19 protein-coding genes are annotated in these 21,568 nt (G+C 45.0%); all 19 read left to right on the top strand.

Annotation, left to right across the window (positions count from 1 at the left end; genetic code table 11):
- Window positions 1-20 precede the first annotated feature (20 nt).
- The 19 genes from addB to recO all read left to right on the top strand — a co-directional run bounded on the left by addB (window position 21) and on the right by recO (window position 21,298).
- Window positions 21-3,515: a helicase-exonuclease AddAB subunit AddB gene (gene addB, locus M3180_RS07905; RefSeq protein ID WP_251666761.1), complete on the top strand. Its 3,495-nt coding sequence runs from the start codon at window positions 21-23 to the stop codon at window positions 3,513-3,515.
- A 4-nt stretch (window positions 3,516-3,519) separates the two neighbouring features.
- A complete protein-coding gene (gene addA, locus M3180_RS07900) occupies window positions 3,520-7,386 on the top strand; it encodes a helicase-exonuclease AddAB subunit AddA (protein ID WP_251666760.1) in 3,867 nt (1,288 codons plus the stop codon).
- A gap of 31 nt (window positions 7,387-7,417) precedes the next feature.
- Window positions 7,418-8,038, top strand: coding sequence for a hypothetical protein (locus tag M3180_RS07895; RefSeq protein WP_251666759.1), 621 nt, complete (start codon window positions 7,418-7,420; stop codon window positions 8,036-8,038).
- A gap of 769 nt (window positions 8,039-8,807) precedes the next feature.
- A complete protein-coding gene (locus tag M3180_RS07890) occupies window positions 8,808-9,152 on the top strand; it encodes a histidine triad nucleotide-binding protein (protein ID WP_251666758.1) in 345 nt (114 codons plus the stop codon).
- 105 nt (window positions 9,153-9,257) lie between these two features.
- Window positions 9,258-9,431, top strand: a complete 174-nt coding sequence (gene rpsU, locus M3180_RS07885; RefSeq protein WP_251666757.1) for a 30S ribosomal protein S21 — start codon at window positions 9,258-9,260, stop codon at window positions 9,429-9,431.
- 15 nt (window positions 9,432-9,446) lie between these two features.
- Window positions 9,447-9,890, top strand: coding sequence for a GatB/YqeY domain-containing protein (locus M3180_RS07880; protein WP_251666756.1), 444 nt, complete (start codon window positions 9,447-9,449; stop codon window positions 9,888-9,890).
- Between the two features lie 176 nt (window positions 9,891-10,066).
- Entirely contained in the window at window positions 10,067-11,461 is a 1,395-nt protein-coding gene (locus tag M3180_RS07875; RefSeq protein ID WP_251666755.1) for an NfeD family protein, read from the top strand.
- Window positions 11,462-11,473: 12 nt separating this feature from the next.
- On the top strand, window positions 11,474-12,460 hold the full coding sequence (floA, locus tag M3180_RS07870; protein WP_251666754.1) for a flotillin-like protein FloA: 987 nt from the start codon (window positions 11,474-11,476) through the stop codon (window positions 12,458-12,460).
- A 58-nt stretch (window positions 12,461-12,518) separates the two neighbouring features.
- Window positions 12,519-13,001 carry a YqfB family membrane protein gene (locus tag M3180_RS07865; RefSeq protein ID WP_251666753.1) on the top strand — a complete coding sequence of 161 codons (483 nt, stop codon included), beginning with the start codon at window positions 12,519-12,521 and terminating at the stop codon, window positions 12,999-13,001.
- 227 nt (window positions 13,002-13,228) lie between these two features.
- On the top strand, window positions 13,229-13,507 hold the full coding sequence (yqfC, locus tag M3180_RS07860) for a sporulation protein YqfC (protein WP_251666752.1): 279 nt from the start codon (window positions 13,229-13,231) through the stop codon (window positions 13,505-13,507).
- A gap of 21 nt (window positions 13,508-13,528) precedes the next feature.
- Window positions 13,529-14,722, top strand: coding sequence for a sporulation protein YqfD (gene yqfD, locus M3180_RS07855; RefSeq protein ID WP_251666751.1), 1,194 nt, complete (start codon window positions 13,529-13,531; stop codon window positions 14,720-14,722).
- A gap of 6 nt (window positions 14,723-14,728) precedes the next feature.
- Window positions 14,729-15,700: a PhoH family protein gene (locus M3180_RS07850; RefSeq protein ID WP_251666802.1), complete on the top strand. Its 972-nt coding sequence runs from the start codon at window positions 14,729-14,731 to the stop codon at window positions 15,698-15,700.
- A gap of 29 nt (window positions 15,701-15,729) precedes the next feature.
- Window positions 15,730-17,991, top strand: coding sequence for an HD family phosphohydrolase (locus M3180_RS07845; RefSeq protein ID WP_251666750.1), 2,262 nt, complete (start codon window positions 15,730-15,732; stop codon window positions 17,989-17,991).
- A gap of 1 nt (window position 17,992) precedes the next feature.
- On the top strand, window positions 17,993-18,490 hold the full coding sequence (gene ybeY / locus M3180_RS07840) for an rRNA maturation RNase YbeY (RefSeq protein WP_251666749.1): 498 nt from the start codon (window positions 17,993-17,995) through the stop codon (window positions 18,488-18,490).
- Window positions 18,490-18,846: a diacylglycerol kinase family protein gene (locus M3180_RS07835; protein ID WP_251666748.1), complete on the top strand. Its 357-nt coding sequence runs from the start codon at window positions 18,490-18,492 to the stop codon at window positions 18,844-18,846. Before ybeY ends, M3180_RS07835 begins: the two co-directional genes overlap by 1 nt.
- 21 nt (window positions 18,847-18,867) lie before the next feature.
- Window positions 18,868-19,317, top strand: coding sequence for a cytidine deaminase (locus tag M3180_RS07830; protein ID WP_432806914.1), 450 nt, complete (start codon window positions 18,868-18,870; stop codon window positions 19,315-19,317).
- On the top strand, window positions 19,314-20,225 hold the full coding sequence (gene era / locus M3180_RS07825; RefSeq protein ID WP_251666746.1) for a GTPase Era: 912 nt from the start codon (window positions 19,314-19,316) through the stop codon (window positions 20,223-20,225). The genes M3180_RS07830 and era overlap by 4 nt, the downstream gene beginning before the upstream one ends.
- A 133-nt stretch (window positions 20,226-20,358) precedes the next feature.
- Window positions 20,359-20,514 (top strand): YqzL family protein, encoded by a 156-nt coding sequence (locus M3180_RS07820; RefSeq protein WP_251666745.1) that lies wholly within the window; start codon window positions 20,359-20,361, stop codon window positions 20,512-20,514.
- Between the two features lie 40 nt (window positions 20,515-20,554).
- Window positions 20,555-21,298: a DNA repair protein RecO gene (gene recO, locus M3180_RS07815; RefSeq protein ID WP_251666744.1), complete on the top strand. Its 744-nt coding sequence runs from the start codon at window positions 20,555-20,557 to the stop codon at window positions 21,296-21,298.
- Window positions 21,299-21,568 lie beyond the last annotated feature (270 nt).

The following is a 21,568-nucleotide window of genomic DNA, read 5'->3' as shown; positions in this document are numbered from 1 at the left end:
AATGGAAAGGGGGAAGCGTCATGTCGATTAAATTTATTCTTGGGAGAGCAGGAAGCGGGAAAACGACAACCTGCCTTGAGCAAATTAGACAGGAGCTGCGCAGTGCGCCGATCGGTCCTCCCCTTATTCTGCTAACACCCGAGCAGGCATCGTTTCAGATGGAGTATGAGCTGCTGACAAACAGTGAGCTTAAGGGAATGCTTCGTGCCCAGGCATTAAGCTTTCGACGACTGGCATTTCGCGTCATGCAGGAAACGGGCGGAACGGCTCTTGTTCCCATAACCGATACTGGTAAGCAAATGCTGCTTTATAAGCTGGTGCATCGCTATGCGGAGGAGCTCCAGCTCTTCCGATCTAGCGAGCTTCAAGCTGGATTCATCGAACGGTTGAATAGCATGCTTACGGAATGGAAGCGATATGGCATTGCTGCCGAAGACATTTCTGTGCTAGCTGATCAGCTAGCACCACAGTCAGAAGAGAGCACTGGTATATTACAGAAGAAGCTTCACGATCTCGCCTTGCTCTATAGGATGATGGAGCGTGAGCTTGCAGATAAATATGTCGATGCAGAGGATTATTTATCAATGCTTGTTAGCGGCCTGCCAGAAGCGCAATCGATGAAGGGCTTTAAACTGTGGGTGGACGGCTTTCACGGTCTAACTCCGACCGAATATGAAGCACTAGGTGCGCTCCTTGCTCATTGCGATGATGTTACGATCGCGTTGACGCTTGATCGACATTACGAGCTGGATGAGCCGCTTGATGAGCTGAATCTATTCTATCAAACAGCAGAAACCTATCAAACGATTCTACAGCTTGCAGAGCATTATGGTATAGAGGTAGAGGCACCGCTTATTCTTGATGGAAGCAATGGACGTTTCTCGGGCAATAAAGAGCTCTCCTTCTTAGAGCAGTTCTACGGAAAGCGAAGACGCTATGAACCTGCTGACAATGAAGAAAGCAGCGTTACACTTCATGCTGCTGCCAACCGAAGGGTTGAGGTGGAAGGACTAGCAAGAGAGCTTATTAAACAGGTCAGAGATGAAGGGTATCGCTGGCGTGATGTTGCTATTCTTGTTCGTAATCTAGCAGATTATAGCGATTATATAGAGTTAATATTTAAGCAATACGAGATTCCTGTGTTTATGGATCAAAAGCAGAAGACCTTATACCATCCGTTCGTGGAGTTTATTCGTGCTGCGCTGGAAACGACCGTACACGGCTGGCAATACGATGCGGTATTCCGCCTAATTAAGACAGAGATGCTTTTTCCGCATGATGATTCTATGCCGCGCGAATGGTTTGATATATTAGAAAACTATGTGCTGGCAACAGGAATTAATGGCTGGAAATGGCTCGATGAGCGTACATGGCGTCCGATGGCTCAGGTATCCCTTGATGAAGAAGAGGATACTGCTTATTTTGTCTCTGAGCAAGCGAAGGAGCAGCTAGCAATCTCTCTAGCTGCAAGAAATAGAATCGTTCCACCGCTTGAAGCATTCGGAAAAAAGCTTCATTCCTCATCTGCAACGGTGAAGGATATGTGTATTGCGCTTTATGAGCTGTTAGATATTACAGGTGCAGCTCAGCGTCTAGAGGCTTGGAGCATGAAGGAGCAGGAGCGAGGCAATTTGCTTATGGCGCGTACGCATCGTCAGCTGTGGTCGAATGTCATTAGCGTGCTGGACGAGCTCGTTGAGCTTGCAGGCGACGAGCTCGTTACTCCTGCCTTATTCATGGGTATGCTAGAGGCTGGGCTTGATGCGCTGTCGTTAGCTTCGATACCGCCTAGCTTAGATGGTGTTGTCGTAGGTACACTAGAGCGCTCGAGGCTTGCAAACGTCAAGTCAGTGTTCGTACTTGGTGTGTCTGATGGCGTACTGCCGATGCGCATGAATGAGGATGGGATTCTTTCGGAGGATGAGCGTGAGCAGCTACAGGAGCAAGGAATAAGGATGGCGCCTAGTGCTCGTCGCAAGCTGCTTGATGAGCGGTTTGTTATCTATCAAATGCTTACTAAGGCATCTGATCGCCTTACGCTGAGCTATCCGCTTGCTGATGAAGAGGGGAAAGGTATGCTGCCCTCAGAGGTTATTCGCCAGCTTCGATACCAGCTGCCGCATGCTGTACTAAAGTCTACTCTTGTGGAGCCTAAGCTTGAGATGAGCATGGAGAATCAGCGACAATTTCTAACCCATCCGAACACTGCGATGACGTATTTGATTAATATGCTAAGACAGTGGCAATCGGGTGATGAGCTACCAGAGCTATGGTGGGATTTGTTTAACTGGTACGCTGCACGGCCTGAATATGCTGCTAAGCTACAATCGCTGCTTCTATCGTTAGATTATAGCAATGTGGAGCAGCCACTAAGCATTGATATTGCGAGGGAGCTGTATGGGGCGAATATGCGGATGAGTGTATCCCGCGTTGAACGCTTCGTATCGTGTCCATTCCAGCATTTCTCCATATATGGCCTGCGCCTGAAGGAAAGAAAGCAATACAAGCTAGATGCGCCAGATATGGGTCAACTGTTCCATGCTGCGCTTGGCAAGCTTGCAGGTCAGCTTGGCGCCAGCTGGGGACGATTATCTCAGCAAAAGGTGAAGCAACACGTGAATGAAATTGTGGATGAGCTAATTCCGAGGCTACAATCCGAAATTTTGCTGAGCAGCGAGCGCTTCCGCTATATTGCGCGCAAGCTGAAGGAGATTATTATGCAGGCTGCTGTCATTCTCGGGGAGCATGCCGCACGAGCTGAGTTTCATCCGGTTGGTGCCGAGATAGACTTTGGTCCGAAAGGCGTCATGCCAGGACTAAAGCTTGAGCTTGATAACGGAAATACGATTGAGATCGTTGGACGAATTGATCGTGTCGATGCCGCATCTACTGGAGATGGGTTGCTGCTACGAGTGATGGACTATAAGTCTAGCAGCAAGGCGTTAAAGCTTGAAGAGGTAGTGGAAGGCCTATCTCTGCAAATGCTGACTTATTTGGATGTGCTAATGACGCATGGGGAAAGCTGGCTAAAGCAAAAGGTATCGCCCGCTGGCGTGCTATATTTTCATGTGCACAATCCGCTGCTTCAGGTGAAGAATGGAGTAGGTCATGATGAGGCTTCGGCATTAATGCTGAAGCGTTATAAGATGAAGGGGCTGCTAACGGCAGATACAACGGCAGTGCGGATGATGGATACGGAGCTGGAAAGCGGCTACTCGCAAATTATTCCTGTCGCACTTAAGAAAGACGAGAGCTTCTATTCAAGTGCGTCCGTTGTTAGCTATGAGCAATGGGATCAGCTAAGCAGCTTCGTACGTTCTAAAATAAAAAGAACAGGTGATCAGATCCAAGAAGGCTGTGTCTCCATCGAGCCTTATCAGCACGGAGATCGTACACCTTGCCAATATTGTGAATATAAAGCAGTGTGCCAGTTTGATCCTACACTGGAAGGCAATACGTATCGCAAGCTTTCCAAGAAATCAGAGCAGGATGTATGGCAGCAGTTGGGAGAGTGAGGAAATGAGTGGACAATTGAACACAGCACCAGCTTGGAGTGATGAGCAGCTAGATGCGATCGTTTCTGAAGGCTCCAATTTGCTCGTTGCAGCAGCGGCAGGGTCAGGTAAAACAGCGGTGCTCGTTGAGCGCATTATACGCAAAATTGCCTCAAGCACAGATGTAGACCGTTTGCTCGTTGCAACCTTTACAAACGCTGCAGCGGCAGAGATGAAGGATCGGATTAAAATTGCACTTGAGCGGAAGCTGGAAGAACAGCCAGACTCCGATCACCTCCGCAGGCAGCTTGCATTGATGGGAAAAGCGACGATTACGACACTCCATTCGTTTTGTATGGATGTTATTCGCAAATATTACTCGCTTATCGAGCTTGATCCAGGCTTCCGTATCGCGAACGAAACCGAGATTGAGCTTATTCGAAGTGATGTGCTAAGTGAGCTGTTTGAGGAAAGATACGCGAAGCTTGAGCAATACGGTGATTTCTTAATGCTTGTAGATGCATTTGGGGGGGAGCGTGGTGATGATCCTGTATTTGGTCTCGTGGAACGGTTGTATTTGTTCTCACGCTCCCATCCTTGGCCAGAGCAGTGGTTGAAGGAGACAGCAGAAGCATTTCGTATAGGAAGTGTAGATGAACTTGAGCAATCAGCATGGGTAGCACAGCTTATTGGTGATGTGGAGCTAAAGCTGGAGGGAGCTATTGCAAGCTTTCAGCAAGCGCTGGAGCTCACACGAAAACCTGCTGGCCCATATGCCTATGCATCAACATTTGAAAGTGATATTGAGCTTGTACAGCGTCTTATCGCTCAGCTGCGTCAGCTGCCTTGGCGAGAATGGGGTACATGCTTTGAACAAATTGAGTTCTCGAAGCTGGCCGCATTACGCGGCAAGGAGCATGACAAGGAGCTGCAGGATCTGGCCAAGGACTACCGTGAACAAGGGAAAGCAGCTGTGCTTAGCATTGCCTCAGACTATTTCGGTAGAACTCCTGAGCAATACGCACAGGAGCTTATGTCCCTTGCGCCGTTGATGGATGCGCTCGTTGCGCTCATTATTGACTTTAGTCATGCGTTCGAGCAGCAGAAACGGGCGAAGGGATTGCTGGACTTTGGTGATCTTGAGCATTATTGCCTAGCGATATTGCTTGATCCGCGCTCCTCTCAGGATGAGCTTATTCCGTCGCAGGCAGCAATGGACTATCAGCGGCAATTTGAAGAGATATTACTCGATGAATATCAGGATACGAACTTAGTTCAAGAGACGATTGTTGCATTAATTAGCAGACGGGATATCGGTAATCGCTTTATGGTTGGCGATGTTAAGCAAAGCATTTATCGCTTCCGCTTAGCCGACCCAGGACTTTTTCTTGATAAATATAAGCGCTATGGACGAACTATAGATCCCGACCCTTATGCTGGTAAGCGAATTGACCTAGCTCGAAACTTCAGAAGCAGGCTAGAGGTCGTGGACGCTGTTAATAAGGTGTTCAGAGCCATTATGAAGGAGAAGGTAGCTGAGCTAACCTATGACGAATCAGCAGAGCTGGTTCATGGTGCAGCGTACTTCCCCCCGCCGGAATCATTAGCACAGTGCCGCGTACAGTGTATCGTGATCGACCGAGAGGATCGTGAGGCTGATTCTGAGCTTGCTGTAGAGGAAGTGGAAGATAATCAGCAGCAGGCAGAGCAGCTGCGTGAGGAGCTGAACACAGCACAGCTTGAAGCGAAGGTGATCGTTACCGAGCTGCAGCGGCTTAAACAGGACGGTGCACTCGTATATGATGCCAAGCAGGCGCGTTATCGCCCAATGCAGTGGCGAGACACAGTCATACTGCTTAGGGCAACTTCAGCTTGGGCTCCTGTGTTTCTAGAGGAACTGCAAAAGGCCGATATTCCGGCTTACTCCAGCATTGGCAGCGGATATTTTGAAGCGGTAGAAGTGCAGACGATGCTAAGCGTTCTGCAAATTATTGATAACCCTTATCAGGATATACCACTTGCAGGTGCGCTGCGCTCTCCGTTGTTCAAGCTTACCGCAGAAGAGCTTTCACTTATACGAATCTTAGCGATGGATGCAAGCTTTTACGATGCTGTCGTTCTGGCCGCAGGGAATGAGGAGTTCTCCTTCGAAGGAAGAATGAAGCTTTCTTATTTTCTTGAGAAGCTGGATCAGTGGCGCAATTATGCACGTGAGGGCGCACTTGCTGATTTGTTATGGTTAATCTATGAGGAAACTGGCTACTACGACTTCGTTGGTGGATTACCTGCAGGTGTACAGCGTCAAGCGAACCTGCGTGCCTTGCACGATCGTGCTAGGCAGTATGAGGCGACTTCGTTTCGCGGCTTGTTCCGCTTTTTGAAGTTTATTGAGCGCATGCGTGCTAGCGGCAATGATCTTGGTACTGCGCTTGCGATTGGCGAAGGCGAGGATGTCGTTCGAATAATGACGACGCATGCGAGCAAAGGGCTTGAATTTCCGGTCGTATTCGCAGCTGGGCTAGGCAAGAAGTTTAATGAGCAGGACTTGACCTCCAGCTTCCTGTACCACAAGGAGCTCGGCTTCGGTCCCAAGTATGTAGACCTCGCGTTAAGAACGAGTTACCCATCATTAGCTCATATCGCAATCAAACGAGCAATGAAGATGGAGCTGCTCGCTGAGGAAATGCGTATCTTGTATGTTGCACTGACGCGGCCGAAAGAGAAGCTGTATTTAGTTGGCACAACCGCTAAGCTTAGCAAGAAGCTAATGAAGTGGAGCTTTGCCTCAGAAGAGGACGGTTCATTAACAGAGGCAAGCGTTGCAGCAGCTGCATGTTACCTTGATTGGATTGGTCCGCTGATCAGTACAAGCCTGGAGCAATCGATGATGGCTGAACCTGCAAACAGGGAGTGTCATACGGCTGACGGCTGGATCGTAGAAGCCATACCTGCAGCTGAGCTGTCCGTTGTCAAGGTAGAAGCAGAAGAAGCAAAAGCAGAAAGTGAACTTGAGCGACAGGATCGACTTCGCGCAATTCAAGCACTTGCTCAGCTAGAGGGCATAGAACCTGATGAACAGCTACGTATGCAGCTGGAATATCGTTATCCGTACGAGGAAGCGACGAGATTAGGCTCCAAGGCATCTATTACGGAAATGAAACGGATGCGCGCAGCGTTCGAGGAAGAAGAAAGCGATGACTATATGTTTGCGTCAGCTGAAGGCAATGGTGCTGGCGATAAACAGAAGGGATCTGAAGCACACGAAGCAGAAGAAGCACAGGAAGCTTTTGAAGTTCAAACGCAGCAGGCAGATGCTTCCTATACGCTGCATCTTCAACGCCCTGCATTCATGGAGCAGAAGCAGCTTACACCAACGGAACGGGGTTCTGTGAACCATCTTGTGATGCAGTGTATTCCGCTCGATCAAGCCATTGCTATTAATGAGTCTGTCATCAAAGAAACAATTGATGGAATGGTTGCACGACATATGATTACATCGCTGCAGCAGCAGGCGATCCATGTTAAGGCGATTGAACAGCTGTTCCGATCAGAGCTCGGTCAGCGCATCCAGTTTGCTGCATGGCTGAAGCGGGAGCTGCCGTTCGCATTTTTGCTGCCAGCTGGAGATGTGTATCGTGATAAGGCTGGTTATAGTGCGGATGAGGATGTATTTATCCAAGGGGTTATTGACTGCTTATTTGAGGACTCGCAAGGACTCGTACTCGTCGATTATAAGACTGATCGCATCTATCGAAACAACTGGGAGCAGAAAGCGGAGGAGCATCGATTCCAGCTTGAAATGTATGCAAGAGGCTTGGAAATGATCCTTCACCGTAAAGTTGATGAAATCTACGTCTTTTTCTTTGATGGCGGTGTCTCTGTTCGGTTATAATGGTAATAATTTCATAGCTGGAGGGGAAGTTGTGACAGAGCAGAAAAAAAGCAATCATGAGTCCGGGCAGCAAAAAAAACCGATAGCCCTTGCAGTCGTACTCGTATTGCTCGTAATTAGTTTGATTTTTGTTATTATGTACGCATCAAAAAGCATTGGCTATCAGCAGGAAATTCAAGTAGCGACAGGTAAGGAAATTGTCGAGCATTTTAAGGCCTTAGATAAGGAGCTTGCCTACGCAGATCAAAGTGTCGAACATTTAATCGCTAGAGCAGACAGCTGGAATGAAGATACAGCTGTCGTTAGCCTTCATGCGGGCTATGTAATTGAGGATATTAACTTGAGCTTAGCCGCATTACTTAGCATTGGAGAAGAGATTGATGCTGCACGGTTTAAGGGATTGACGGAGGAAGAATGGACAAGCTGGACAGCTAAGCAATATGATTTATTGCAGCAGCTATCTACATCTGATGCAATAGCTGCTGGACAGACAGAAGATCTGAAGCAGCTGCAAACCAATATCCAGCAGATGCAAAGCATCGTACAGCAGTTTAATTTCAAGCTAGAAGGTAATCGAAATGCGATGATACGGTTGGCTGCAGGGTTTGATTGGACAGACATCGCTGAACAACTTCAAGGGGTCGTTCAATAAGTCCGGCTTTGATGACGATGCTTAGCGTTGCAGATTACTCGGCGGCGAATATGGCACGCTACCGAAACTTTCGATGCTCACGTACCCAAAACGTACGCTGCGCTTCTCAGTTTCTAGTATCGTGTCATCTTCTTGGTCCTGAAAGCCGAACTTATTGAACCTCATTGGAAGGGGTCGTTCAATAAGCTCGGCTTTGATGACGATGTAACTCTTAGTAGCTTAGTCGGCGGCGAATATTGAACGCTAGCGAAAACTGCGGTGCTCACGTACCAAGGGCGTACGCTGCGCTCCTTGTTCTCTACTAGCGTTCAATCTTCTTGGTCCTGAAAGCCGAACTTATTGAACCTCATTGGAAGAGGTCGTTCAATAAGTCCGACTTTGATGACGATGTATTGCTTTGTGGCTTAGTCGGCGGCGAATATGGGGTTCAACCGAAAACTACGTTGCTCACGTACCAGTAACGTACGCTGCGCTACTCGTTTTCTAGTTTTACCCCATCTTCTTGGTCCTGAAAGCCGAACTTATTGAACCTCATTGGAAGAGGTCGTTCAATAAGCTCGGCTTTGATGACGATGCTTAGCGTTGTAGCTTAGTCGGCGGCGAATATGGGGTTCAACCGAAAACTACGTTGCTCACGTACCAAGGGCGTACGCTGCGCTTCTTGTTTTCTACTAGCGTGCGATATTCTTGATCCTTGCTTTTTGAACCTGAACCAATATGTAGTAAACTAGTAAAGTAAGCTTATTATGTTGATACGGAGGTTTGTGAGATGGATTGCTTGTTTTGTAAGATCATTGAAGGGACGATTCCTTCTACAAAGGTGTATGAGAATGAGCATGTGCTAGCTTTTCAGGATATCGCTCCAGCAGCGCCTACGCACATTTTGATTATCCCGAAAAAGCATATAGCGACGATGAATGATGTTACACGTGAGGATGATACTGCGATTGCAGAAATCTTTGCTGCTGCTCGCCATATTGCCAAAGAACAAGGGTTTGACGAGGCAGGATACCGTTTAATCAACAACTGTAATTCGGATGGAGGACAGGTTGTTTATCATCTGCATTTTCATTTGCTGGCGGGTAAAAAACTGGGTGCTCTACTCTCTGAATAAAACGTTATTGTTCAAGTTGACACAGACTCGTAATTTGACTTATAATTAAGGTTGATTAACCGTGTTATAACTCTGGACGGTCTGTTTCGGAGGGAGGGAAAACTGGTGTCTGAAATTAAAGTTCGTAAAAATGAAACTATTGATGCTGCGCTTCGCCGCTTTAAGCGTTCCACTGCTAAGGATGGTATCTTGGCAGAGGTTAAGAAACGTAAGCACTACGAAAAGCCTAGTGTTAAGCGTAAGAAAAAGTCCGAGGCTGCGCGTAAGAGAAAGTTTTAGGAGGATAATTCCATAATGAACCTGAGCGATAGATTGACCGACGATATGAAGCAAGCAATGAAGGATAAGGACAAGTTTAGACTATCTACCATACGTATGGTACGTGCGTCAGTACTGAACTTAGAAAAGGATCTTCGTCGCTCGCTTGACGAAAATGAGATGCTTGATATATTAAGTCGAGAGATCAAACAACGTAAAGATTCCCTCCAAGAATTTAAAAAGGCTGGTCGTGAAGACTTAGTCGAAAATCTTGCAGCAGAAATTGATATTATTAGTAAATACCTTCCCGAACAGCTCACTGAAGAAGAGATTCAAGAGATAGTAAGGCAGACCATCCAAGAACTCGGTGCTTCTTCCAAAGCCGACATGGGGAAAGTGATGGGCGCCCTGATGCCGAAAACAAAAGGTCGCGCAGACGGTAAACTAGTAAACCAAATTGTACAGCAATTTCTGCAATAGAATACGTGCGGACACAAAACACCCTTCGGGGTGTTTTTTTGTATCTACTTCAAATCGCGCTATCATCCATTAATAAATGATCTCCTTCCCCTGTAGACTATTCGTTATGATATAATAAATGAAACAGCCCGTTATCACATACGTATAATAGTAAAGCAGAAAGGAGGCGGAAAAATATGAAATCGACAGATAGGATGAATTTTGCTACGGTTATGAGAAGGCTTGTCAGTTTGTTTCTGCTTATCGCAATAATGATCTTAGTGCCAACGACGCTTTTCGCTGAAAGCAAGGAAGCTCAAAAAGGATATGGTCCAGCGGTTGTACATATTGCGCTTAAAGGCGATGTGGACCCTGCAATGGTAAAGTATCTTACACGCGCATTGGGTGAAGCGGAAGAGGCACATGCAGAGCATATTATTATGACATTGAATACATATGGCGGAAGAACGGATTCGGCTGCTGATATTGGCGAGCTGCTTCGAGCTTCATCCATACCAGTAACCGCATTTATTGAAGGTAAGGCAGTATCCGCTGGTACATATATTGCGCTGAATGCAGATACAATTGTAATGCAGGAAGGCAGTACGATGGGCAGCGCGGCCGTAGTAGATGGTTCGGGTAAGCTGATTGAAAATCCGAAGATCATTAGCTTCTGGGTTGATCAGATGAGTGAAGCTGCCAAGCTGAACGGACGTGATCCTAACGTTGCCATCGCAATGGTTGATCCGAGAATTGAAGTGGATCTTACTAGCTCGCTTGGCAAGGTTGTAGCGGTAGGAGATGTGCTCGCACTATCTGCATCAGATGCGGAGCGTATTGGTTATTCTGAGCATACAGCATCGACCTTAGAAGAAGTTAAAGCGTGGCTTGGTTATAGTGAACGAGATCTCATAGAAGTAGAGATAAGCTTTGCAGAGCAGTTATCTAAATTTATTCTACATCCTGTCGTTTCTGTCATACTTCTAATTATCGGCCTTGCTGGAATAGGGATTGAAATTTTCGTTCCTGGATTCGGTTTGCCTGGTATTTTAGGTGTGCTAGCAATGGGTCTATATTTCTTTGGTTCCTATATAGGAGGGCTCGCTGGTATGGAATCTGCTGTACTATTTATTGTCGGAATTTTATTAGTCGTTTTAGAATTGATTGTCCCTGCGTTTGGTATACTGGGTATATTGGGAGGAGGTGCCATTATTACTGGCATTATACTTGCTGCTCCAACTTGGCAAACTGGCTTAGTCTCGATTATCATCGCGCTTGTTATTGCCACCGTTGTCATTATTATTTTTTCACGCACGAAAAAAGGTAGAACTACCTGGAGTAAATTTGTGCTGCGTGAGAAGCTGACTACCGAGGAGGGCTTTATTTCTGCAGAGCAGAAAACATCGCTTGTCGGTCAGCACGGCGTTACGGTAACACCACTTCGCCCAGCAGGTACTGCTCTAATTAACAATCAGCGTGTAGACGTTGTTACAGAAGGTGGATTTATTGAAAACAAACGTCCTGTCATTGTTGTAAAGGCTGAAGGTACTTGGGTTGTTGTAAGAGAACTATCATCAAATGAAAAAGAATAGGGAGGTTTTTTTATGGCTTTAGATCCTCAATTGGTTACGATTGCCGTAATCATACTAGCTGTAATTGTATTTTTTGTTTTGTTGAGCTTTTTCCCAGTTATGCTTTGGATATCTGCATTAGCATCGGGGGTAAAGATCGGAATTATTACACTGTTTGCGATGAAGCTTCGTCGTGTAACACCTAGTCGAATTGTTAATCCGTTGATTAAAGCAACAAAAGCTGGTCTTGGCGTATCGATTAATCAGCTGGAAACGCATTACTTAGCTGGTGGTAATGTAGACCGAGTAGTTAACGCACTTATTGCAGCTCAACGTGCGAACATCCCATTGATTTTTGAACGTGCAGCTGCGATCGATCTTGCAGGACGCGATGTTCTACAAGCGGTGCAAATGAGTGTTAACCCACGAGTTATTGAAACAACATCAGTTTCTGCTGTTGCAAAAGATGGTATCGAAGTAAAAGTTATGGCACGCGTAACTGTACGTGCGAATTTGGATCGTCTAGTCGGTGGTGCCGGTGAGGATACGATCATTGCCCGTATCGGGGAAGGGATTGTATCAACAGTTGGTAGCTCAACTTCCCATAAGGATGTTCTTGAGAACCCAGATAATATTTCACGTACAGTACTAGAAAAAGGATTGGATGCTGGTACAGCATTCGAGATTCTGTCAATCGATATTGCAGACGTTGATGTTGGTAAAAATATTGGTGCACATCTACAAACTGAGCAGGCAGAAGCAGATAAAAACATCGCTCAAGCGAAAGCGGAAGAGCGTCGTGCGATGGCTGTAGCTAAGGAGCAGGAAAATAAAGCGAAAGTCGTTGAGATGGAAGCGCTCGTTGTTGAAGCGGAATCTAAGGTTCCACTTGCTATGGCAGATGCACTGCGTAGTGGTAAAATTGGAGTACTAGATTACTTGAACATGAAGAATATTGAAGCTGATACTTCCATGCGTGAATCAATCGGAGATCCAAACGATCAAAATCCAAATAAATAACCTCGATATCGGATATGATCATCGATCAATGATCCTATACTGATAGGAGGTGAGCCTAATGGGTATCCTTGATCTTATTTTTGACAATATTTACGTCGTTGTTGTTGTGCTTTTCTTTTTGTTTAAGTTTATGGGGAACTTCTCCGGCAATAAAAAACAAACAGGAATGCCAACATTCGGCGGTGATCAGCCAAATCAGTGGGATGATAACGAGGTCGACACAGAGCCGACTACTTCCTACAATAGAGAGTCAGCACCAGACACAGGTCATATCCAGACAACGCCTCCGCAGCGAGTATTGCAGCGAGAAGTGGAGCGAGTTAACTATCCACCTGAGACTGCTGAGCGATCGTTTGAGGATATTAAACGAGAACAGCAGCGTAGGCAGGAGCTCGCCAAGCAGCGTGTCGCTGCGGCTCAGAAGCTGATGGAGGCGCCTGCAAAGTCCGCACAGCTCGGAACGAAGGATTTGCGCGAGGCGGTTATCTGGAGTGAAATTCTAGGAAAGCCGCGCGCGAAGCGTCCATATCGCAGTAGATAAAACGCTAATCTACAACAAAATATATCAAAAAATACAATGCCAAGCATCGAAGCTTGGCATTGTATTTTTTTGTCGTATTTTTATTTTCAATTAGATTGTATGCTGCACAATTGGCATTCACTCGGAGTTGCTTTGATTTTCTCATAATTGGCTAATTTAGCGCATACGTTGATAGAGTATGGAAGCGGCATGGATGTCACTGGTTTTGGAAAGGGGAGCTAACATCAATGGGTCGTATGAAACGCAAACTTCACAAGCTGACGGCGTCCTGGCTTGATATGCCGCAGGATGTTGTATTTGAATTGCCAAGATTAACGCTGATTGGCGATCGCCAGTTATATATTGAGAATCATCGTGGTGTTATTAACTTTACAGAAGAGGTGCTTCGATTATCGCTTAGCAAGGGAGAGCTTGAGGTACGTGGCCGTGAGCTCATTATTCGAACGATATGGACGGATGAGGTATTTGTTGAAGGAATTATTACAGGTATAGAGCTGTTTCCTTAAAATGTTAGAGGAGGAATTGTTATGCGTCAATCGTTTATGGAATGGTTAAAAGGTACGGTTGAGGTTGAGCTGCGGGGCGGTCAAATCGCTCAGTTTCTCAACCAAGCTACAGTAGACAAGCTTGAATTGTTTAATATCCGCTGGTCAGGCTCACAATGCGTGCGTTTTGAAATTAGTGTTGAGCAGTATTTTTTACTCCGAAAATATGTACGAGCCTCTGGTGGTAAGATAAAGGTGATGAGTAAAAAAGGCTTTCCATTTCTGCTGTCGATCATGGAGAAAAGACTATGGTTTACGATAGGCATTGGAATATTTTTTACGGTCATCTTTTTACTGTCGTCACTTGTTTGGTCTATCGACATCGCAGGCAATAAACGAATTCCGAATGATGTCATCTTAGCTGCTGCAAAAACAGAAGGTCTGTACCGCTATCAATGGTCCTTCAGGCTTCAGGATACGGATGTGCTGTCCAAAAAACTTGTAAATTCGATTCCAGGTACAACTTGGATTGGAGTTGAAAAGGTTGGTACGAAAGTTAATATTCAGGTTGTAGAGTCGACAAATCCCGATGCGAGGGAGCTCAACAGTCCAAGACATCTAGTTGCATCAAACGATGCAGTGATCACTTACATTATTGCCGAGCAAGGAAAGCCTCTTGTACGTAAAAATAATCGAGTGAAGAAAGGTGATATGCTCATTTCAGGTATAATTGGAAGTGAGGCTCACTCTGACATCGTTGTGGCGAAAGGTACAGTGAAAGGTTTAGTATGGTATGAATACGAGGTGAGTGCGCCGTTAACACAAAAATATCGTGTGCTTACAGGAGAGCGTCAGTCACGCTCCTATATCGTCCTAGGAAATCGTGCGTTACAGATTAGTGGCTTTAATCAAGAGCCTTATGAAAAATCTGAAACGGTGACGACAACGGATATGCTAACGATCGGGAATTTCTCTTTGCCTATAGGTAAGATGAAGGAGCTTGAACAAGAAGCTGCATTCGAGCAACGTGAGTTGACGACAGAGCAAGCTAGAGAAGAGAGTCTTCAGCAAGCAAGGCTACGAATTTTGGCACATGCGGGCGAAGAAGCTGAAATTGTTAGTGAAATTGTTTTGCATGAAGCGACAGAGAATGGTAAAGTGATAATGAAAGTTCTTTACGAAGTAAACCAGTCGATTACGAAGGAACAACCAATAGTCCATATGCAGGGAGATTGAGTATTGTTGCAGAATGAATTGAAAACAGTAAAGATTCCAGTCCTAAATACAGCTGAAGCTTTAGCAGTTTTTGGACCACAAGATAAGTTTTTACGTATAATTGAAGAGAGAGTTGATGCAAAGGTCAGCTCACGAGATGCAGAAATTACAATTAGCGGACCAGCTCAGCAGGTCGATTCCTTAGAGCAGCTGTATGAGGTATTGCTGCAGCTTGTTCGAGAAGGCTATACACCTTCTGAACGCGATATTACGTATGCTCTTGATCTTGCGCTGAAGATGCAAGCTGAAGAGCTGCTGGACCTATTCAAAAAGCCTATTGCTACGACCTATCGTGGAAAGAAGATATTAGTTAAAACGATTGGGCAGCGTCACTATGTTAAGCTCATTCGTAAACAAGATATCGTATTTGGAATTGGACCAGCGGGTACAGGTAAAACCTATCTAGCCGTTGTGCTTGCTGTAACGGCGTTGAAAGAAAACTTAGTCAAACGTATTATATTAACGCGGCCAGCTGTCGAAGCTGGAGAAAACCTAGGGTTTTTACCGGGAGATTTACAAGAGAAGGTAGACCCTTACTTGAGACCGTTATACGATGCGCTTCATGATGTGCTTGGTGCAGAGCAAACGGTTAAAGCAATTGAAAGAGGCATCATTGAAATTGCCCCACTTGCTTATATGCGTGGCAGAACACTGGACGATGCGTTTATCATATTGGATGAGGCACAAAATACGACGCCAGAGCAAATGAAAATGTTTTTAACACGTTTGGGCTTTGGATCCAAAATGGTTATTACAGGTGACGTAACTCAGATCGATTTACCTCGAGGTAAAAACTCTGGATTAATTGAAGCTAAACGTATTTTGAGTGAGATTGATGAGATAGGAATGATGATCTTTTCAGAGCAGGATGTCGTACGCCATTCCCTTGTCCAAAAAATCATCATGGCTTATGATCGTGATGTGGAATCAAGAGCATAGCTCAACGAACCAAGAAAGGATTGATAGCGATGTCTAAGACAACGAAGAGTGACCAGGAGCAAAACAAATCACGCCTCTTAGTGGCAGCCACAGGCTGGAGACAGAGTAAGGCTATGAAATGGGTGTTCATGGCGCTATTCGTCATTCTGTTCTACTTAAACTTAGCACCGCACATCATCCCTGAAACGTACAACATTACTGAAAATTCAATCAGCGATAAAGATATTAAGGCACCAACGCAAATTCGTGACGAGAAGGCGACGAGAGCGGCTGAAGAACAGGCCGCTAACGCAATCGAAGATATTTATTCGAATGTCGGGTTGCGTAATGTACAGCTTGTCGAATCGATATTTTTGCGAATCGAAGGCTTAAATGCTGATGATCAAGTGACAGAGCAAAATAAGATCGATATTTATCGTACAGAAATTCCTAGTCGCTACGATAAGCATATTGCTAGTTTTGTGGAGACAAGCCTTGCAAACGAGACATATAACGAACTGCTCCTAGAGGAAATGCAGAGATTAACTGCTGAACAAAAGTACACCATTCCTGAGGAAACCTTCTATAAGCTCCCTAAGCTAACGCAAGAGGAGCTTATAGAAATGCGTCTAGTAGCTAAAGAAATCGTTCGCAAGCTAACGATAGAGGAGCTGCGAGACGCAGAAACAGCACGTATGCAGGTTGCTGAGCTAGTTAATTTAAGCTCGATTTCAAATCGTACGGCAAGGGAAATTGTATCTGAAATTGCTAGGTTTTCCATAACGCCTAACAAATTTTTAGATCGAACAGCTACGGATGAAGCACGTGAGGAAGCACGCCTTAATACGCAACCGATCATTTATAAGGAGAATGAAGTGATCGTTAAGCGGGGCGAAACCATTACTCCGGATACATATAATCTTCTTGTGGAAGCTAATCTTCTGCAGGATACAGAGCATAATTGGGCAAAGCTCGGCGTTTTTCTTGTAGCGCTATTGATTGCAACATTTTTGTACATTTACTTTACGCAAAAGATAGGAACACATCAACAGCATGTGAAGTATAGCAATTCCCAGCTGTTTATGCTGTTACTTATTACACTACTGAATTTAGGTATTATGCAAATCATTGCACTCATTCAGAGTGAAACAAACAATATCGCTGGATTTTTAGTACCTGCAGCATTAGGTGCGATGCTAATTACGCTGTTAATTGATGAGCATTTGGCATTGGCTTCTACCTTTATCTCCAGTATTGGTGGGGCCATTATATTAAATAGTTCAAGCACAGGCTTATTCGATTACAAGTTTGGTTTTTATATTACGGTCATATCGTTAGCTGCTATTTATTCGATCAAGCATGCGTCACAGCGTTCAGCTATATTGAAGGCCGGCATTATGGTCAGTATTATCGGCTCGTTAAGCGTGCTCACGCTATACTTAATGATGGAGCAGCTAGAACGGATGCCGTTAATGTACTCCATTGGACTAGCATTTGGCGGTGGCTTACTAACGTCCGTGCTTGTGATCGGTATTATGCCATTCTTCGAGGTTTCTTTTGGCATATTGTCAGCCCTTAAGCTCGTTGAGCTGTCGAGTCCCAATCATCCGTTATTACGCAAGCTGCTTACGGAAACACCAGGTACGTACCATCATAGCGTGATGGTTGGTAATTTGGCAGAAGCAGCTGCGGAAGCGATCGGGGCGAATGGACTGCTCTGCCGTGTTGGTGCGTTTTACCATGATATCGGGAAAACGAAGCGGCCAAGCTACTTTATAGAGAATCAAAACAATATGGAAAATCCTCACGATACGATTGATCCGATGCTTAGCAAATCGATTATCGTTGCGCACGCGAAGGATGGTGCCGACATGCTGAAGGCTTACAATATTCCAAAGCCGCTTAGAGATATTGCTGAACAGCATCATGGCACAACGTCGTTGAAGTTTTTCTATTACAAGGCACTTAAGCAGGCTGAAGAAGCAGGTGTGGAGCCTGACTTTACAGAGGATGATTTTAGATATCCTGGGCCTAAAGCTCAATCGAAGGAAGCAGCGGTTGTCGGTATAGCCGATTGTATTGAAGCTGCAGTAAGAAGTCTTCGCAATCCTACCATTAATCAAGTGGAGGATATGATCCACAAAATTATTAAAAGCAGAGTGGATGACAATCAATATAATGAATGCGATCTAACGATGAAAGAGCTGGATAAAATCGCACAATCACTCAAAGAAAGCTTAATGGGGATTTTCCATTCACGCATTGAATACCCTGAAGACACCAAAGCAAAAGATAATGATAAGGAGTCATGACATGAGTCTAGTACTTGATTGGAACAATAACCAAAGCAAATTTGATATTCCAGAGAACTGGATCGCTATGCTTAATGAGATATTGCAGCTTGCTGCTAAAAACGAAGGGCTAACCTCAGGAGAAGTGACCCTTACATTTACCGACAATGAAGAAATTCACGAGTTGAACAAAACATACCGTGGAATCGATCGACCTACTGATGTATTGTCTTTTGCGATGAATGATGATGGTGTGGATGAGCTGGACATTATATTTGAGGTTGATAGCGAGGATGAGGTTGATCCGATCTCTGGAATGCTGGGTGATATTATCATATCCGTTGAGCGTGCCGAGGAGCAGCGTCAGGAATATGGGCACAGCCTCGAAAGGGAGATCGGCTTTCTCTTTGTTCATGGCTTTCTTCACTTGCTGGGATATGATCATCAAGACGAGGAAACTGAAGCTGAGATGACAGCTAAGCAGGAAGCTGTGCTGCAGCAGGTAGGCTTGACACGCTAATGAAAAAGCTGCTTAAAAGCTTTGGCTATGCGTTTGCCGGCATTTGGAGCGGTTTTCGTACACAACGAAATATAAAAATCCATGTAGCGGTGGCACTATTAGTATTTATACTAGGTGCCATCGTTTCACTTACTAGGATGGAATGGATGATCGTGATCATCGTCATCTGTGCAGTCATTAGCTTAGAACTTATCAATACTGCCATTGAAGCTGCAGTTGATATGCACGGAACGAAGCGTCACCCGCTAGCTAAGCTCGCAAAGGATACTGCTGCTGGTGCGGTTCTCGTTATGTCGATTGGTGCCGTTCTCATTGGACTTCTAATATTTTTACCGAAGCTGTACAGCTTATTATAAAAATTAGATACACATGTTCATATCAGTCAAAAGAAGGAGGGAATGGTCATAGAGGAGCTACATATACGATTATTAGATAAAGCGAGAGAAGCTATGACGAATGCTTATGTACCGTATTCACAGTTTCGAGTAGGTGCTGCTCTGCTTCATGAATCTGGGGATATCTACGTTGGCTGTAACATAGAGAACGCAGCGTATGGACCAACAAATTGTGCGGAGCGAACGGCTATGTTTAGTGCCATTGCGCAAGGTGCTAAACCAGGCAGCTTTCCAGCAATTGCTGTAATTGGACACACGTCAGATCCAATCGCACCATGCGGTGTTTGCCGACAGGTGCTTGTAGAATTATGCTCACCAGAGACAAAAGTAATTATGGGAAATACAACAGGTGATTATCATATTATGACAGTAGCTGAGCTACTACCCGGCGCCTTCACACCAGCGTCGCTACAGAAGGAGGAACAACAATGAGTCAGCAAGAACAAAGCAACAAATTCCGCTCAGGGTTTGTGGCCATTATCGGTAGACCTAATGTTGGTAAATCAACATTGATGAATCATTTGATCGGTCAAAAAATTGCTATTATGTCGGACAAGCCGCAAACCACACGTAATAAAATTCACGGTGTATACACTGGGGACAATATTCAAATTGTTTTTCTTGATACACCAGGTATACATAAGCCCAATTCCAAGCTTGGCAACTATATGATGAAGTCTGCCGAAAGTGCATTGAAGGAGGTTGAAGCTGTTCTATTTCTAATCGATGGTTCCGAGGATATTGGCGGAGGTGATCGTTATATTATCGAACAGCTTGGACGTGTGAAAACTCCTGTGTTTCTAGTTGTCAACAAAATTGACAAAATCGATCCGGAGGCTGTGCTGAATAAAATTGTTCAATATAAGGATCTATATCCATTTGCTGAGGTAGTACCGATCTCTGCTATGAATGGGAATAATGTTACAACGCTGCTTGAACAGATTAGCAAGTACTTGCCTGAAGGACCGCAGTATTATCCAGCCGATCAAGTAACGGATCATCCTGAGCAATTTGTATGTGCGGAGCTAATTCGAGAAAAAATCCTACACCTAACGCGTGAGGAAATTCCACATTCTATTGCAGTGCAGATTGAGGATATGCGCGTACAGGATAACGGAGTAGTCTATATAGGTGCTGTCGTTTTTGTAGAGCGTGATTCTCAGAAAGGGATCATTATCGGTAAGCGCGGTGCCCTGCTAAAAGAGGTAGGTAAAACAGCACGCATTGATATCGAAAATCTTCTTGGCTCTAAAGTATTCCTTGAGCTGTGGGTGAAGGTAAAGAAAGATTGGCGTAACCAAGATAGAGTGCTAAATGATCTTGGCTTCAAGCATGAATAGATGCAATAGAGCCTAAAAAGTTAGGATGTCAAGTACAAGGAGACAGTAATATTTTCTACGGATAGAATTCACCGTAGTGCTCATCCTATAACCATCTGGAGCAGCATTTCCGAGGCGGGAAGGATGGATACGAATGAGGGATTTTTCGTGGAAATATTTTGCGTTAACCGGGGATGTCGAATCTTATCTGCTCTACAAAGAAGTAGAGCGTTCTGGAGATTCGATCGATACCGAGGCTATAGGTTTAGGTGATGATGATGAAGAGCTGCCGATTGAAGTGGAGCGATAATTAATTTCTTCCCTCATCATAGCCAGATGGAGGAATATAAATGCTTTATCGCGTGGAAGGTATCGTTGTTCGAACAGTTGATTACGGTGAAAATCATAAAATTGTAACCTTAATAACGAATAATAGTGGAAAAGTAGGAGTGCTCGTACGTGGTGCGAGAAAGGTTAGGAGCAAGCACGCCTCGCTTGCTCAGCCTTTTACATATGGAGAGTACACCTTTACGAAAAATACGGGTCTTGGCACTTTACAACATGGAGAGCTTATTACATCGAATCATAAACTGAGGGCTGATCTTGATCTTACTGCCCATGCCTCCTATATAGCTGAGCTAATCGATCGCGGCATTCAAGATGAGGAGATCGGTCATATTCATTTTGAACAGCTAAAGGCATGCTTTAGCAACTTGGATGAGGGCAAGGACGTAGTCGTAATCACTTCGATTTTTGAGATGAAGGTGCTTATGATGAGCGGTTACAGCCCGGTCGTTGAAGAATGTATACATTGTGGCAACCATATTGGTCCTTTTAAATTATCAGGTTACGCAGGAGGAATCGTGTGCTCCAGATGCTCAGCGCAAGATGCTTCTTTACAGGAAATAAGCGAAACAGCTCTAAAGCTGCTTCGCTTATACAAGCGTATTGACCTACGGCAGGTTGGCAATATTAGCCTTTCTAACGATGTAAAGCAAGAGGTTGCAAGGCTCATTCGGCTGCTTATCGATGGGCAACTAGCGATAAAGTTTAAGACTCGAAGCTTTTTAGATAATTTAGGTAATTTAGTTTGACAATTGATCAATACTTGAATAGAATATGAGAATATCAATATGAGCGATGAAAGAGAATTGCGCATAAATTCTACCGATAAGCGAGCTGGGGGATGGTGAAAGCCCAGTAGGTATAGAGTATGCAAGCATGGCACTCTGGAGCGAGACAATCGAAAGAGGATTATTCGAAGGAATGAATAATCAAGTAGGGTGGAACCGCGGGAATAACTCTCGTCCCTACGTCTGTAAACAGGCGTAGCGACGGGAGTTTTTTTGTATGCCCGGGTGGTG

The sequence above is a fragment of the Paenibacillus camelliae genome (genome assembly GCF_023715345.1).
GTDB classification, from domain to species: domain Bacteria; phylum Bacillota; class Bacilli; order Paenibacillales; family Paenibacillaceae; genus Pristimantibacillus; species Pristimantibacillus camelliae.
This window is presented reverse-complemented; position numbering and strand designations above follow the sequence as displayed.

What these genes read in the sequence shown, in the direction of transcription:
- addB (WP_251666761.1), top strand. Translation starts at nt 21, where the DNA reads ATGTCGATTAAATTTATTCTTGGGAGAGCAGGAAGCGGGAAAACGACA.
- addA (WP_251666760.1), top strand. Translation starts at nt 3,520, where the DNA reads ATGAGTGGACAATTGAACACAGCACCAGCTTGGAGTGATGAGCAGCTA.
- M3180_RS07890 (WP_251666758.1), top strand. Translation starts at nt 8,808, where the DNA reads ATGGATTGCTTGTTTTGTAAGATCATTGAAGGGACGATTCCTTCTACA.
- M3180_RS07880 (WP_251666756.1), top strand. Translation starts at nt 9,447, where the DNA reads ATGAACCTGAGCGATAGATTGACCGACGATATGAAGCAAGCAATGAAG.
- M3180_RS07875 (WP_251666755.1), top strand. Translation starts at nt 10,067, where the DNA reads ATGAAATCGACAGATAGGATGAATTTTGCTACGGTTATGAGAAGGCTT.
- floA (WP_251666754.1), top strand. Translation starts at nt 11,474, where the DNA reads ATGGCTTTAGATCCTCAATTGGTTACGATTGCCGTAATCATACTAGCT.
- M3180_RS07865 (WP_251666753.1), top strand. Translation starts at nt 12,519, where the DNA reads ATGGGTATCCTTGATCTTATTTTTGACAATATTTACGTCGTTGTTGTT.
- yqfC (WP_251666752.1), top strand. Translation starts at nt 13,229, where the DNA reads ATGGGTCGTATGAAACGCAAACTTCACAAGCTGACGGCGTCCTGGCTT.
- yqfD (WP_251666751.1), top strand. Translation starts at nt 13,529, where the DNA reads ATGCGTCAATCGTTTATGGAATGGTTAAAAGGTACGGTTGAGGTTGAG.
- M3180_RS07845 (WP_251666750.1), top strand. Translation starts at nt 15,730, where the DNA reads ATGTCTAAGACAACGAAGAGTGACCAGGAGCAAAACAAATCACGCCTC.
- ybeY (WP_251666749.1), top strand. Translation starts at nt 17,993, where the DNA reads ATGAGTCTAGTACTTGATTGGAACAATAACCAAAGCAAATTTGATATT.
- M3180_RS07835 (WP_251666748.1), top strand. Translation starts at nt 18,490, where the DNA reads ATGAAAAAGCTGCTTAAAAGCTTTGGCTATGCGTTTGCCGGCATTTGG.
- era (WP_251666746.1), top strand. Translation starts at nt 19,314, where the DNA reads ATGAGTCAGCAAGAACAAAGCAACAAATTCCGCTCAGGGTTTGTGGCC.
- M3180_RS07820 (WP_251666745.1), top strand. Translation starts at nt 20,359, where the DNA reads ATGAGGGATTTTTCGTGGAAATATTTTGCGTTAACCGGGGATGTCGAA.
- recO (WP_251666744.1), top strand. Translation starts at nt 20,555, where the DNA reads ATGCTTTATCGCGTGGAAGGTATCGTTGTTCGAACAGTTGATTACGGT.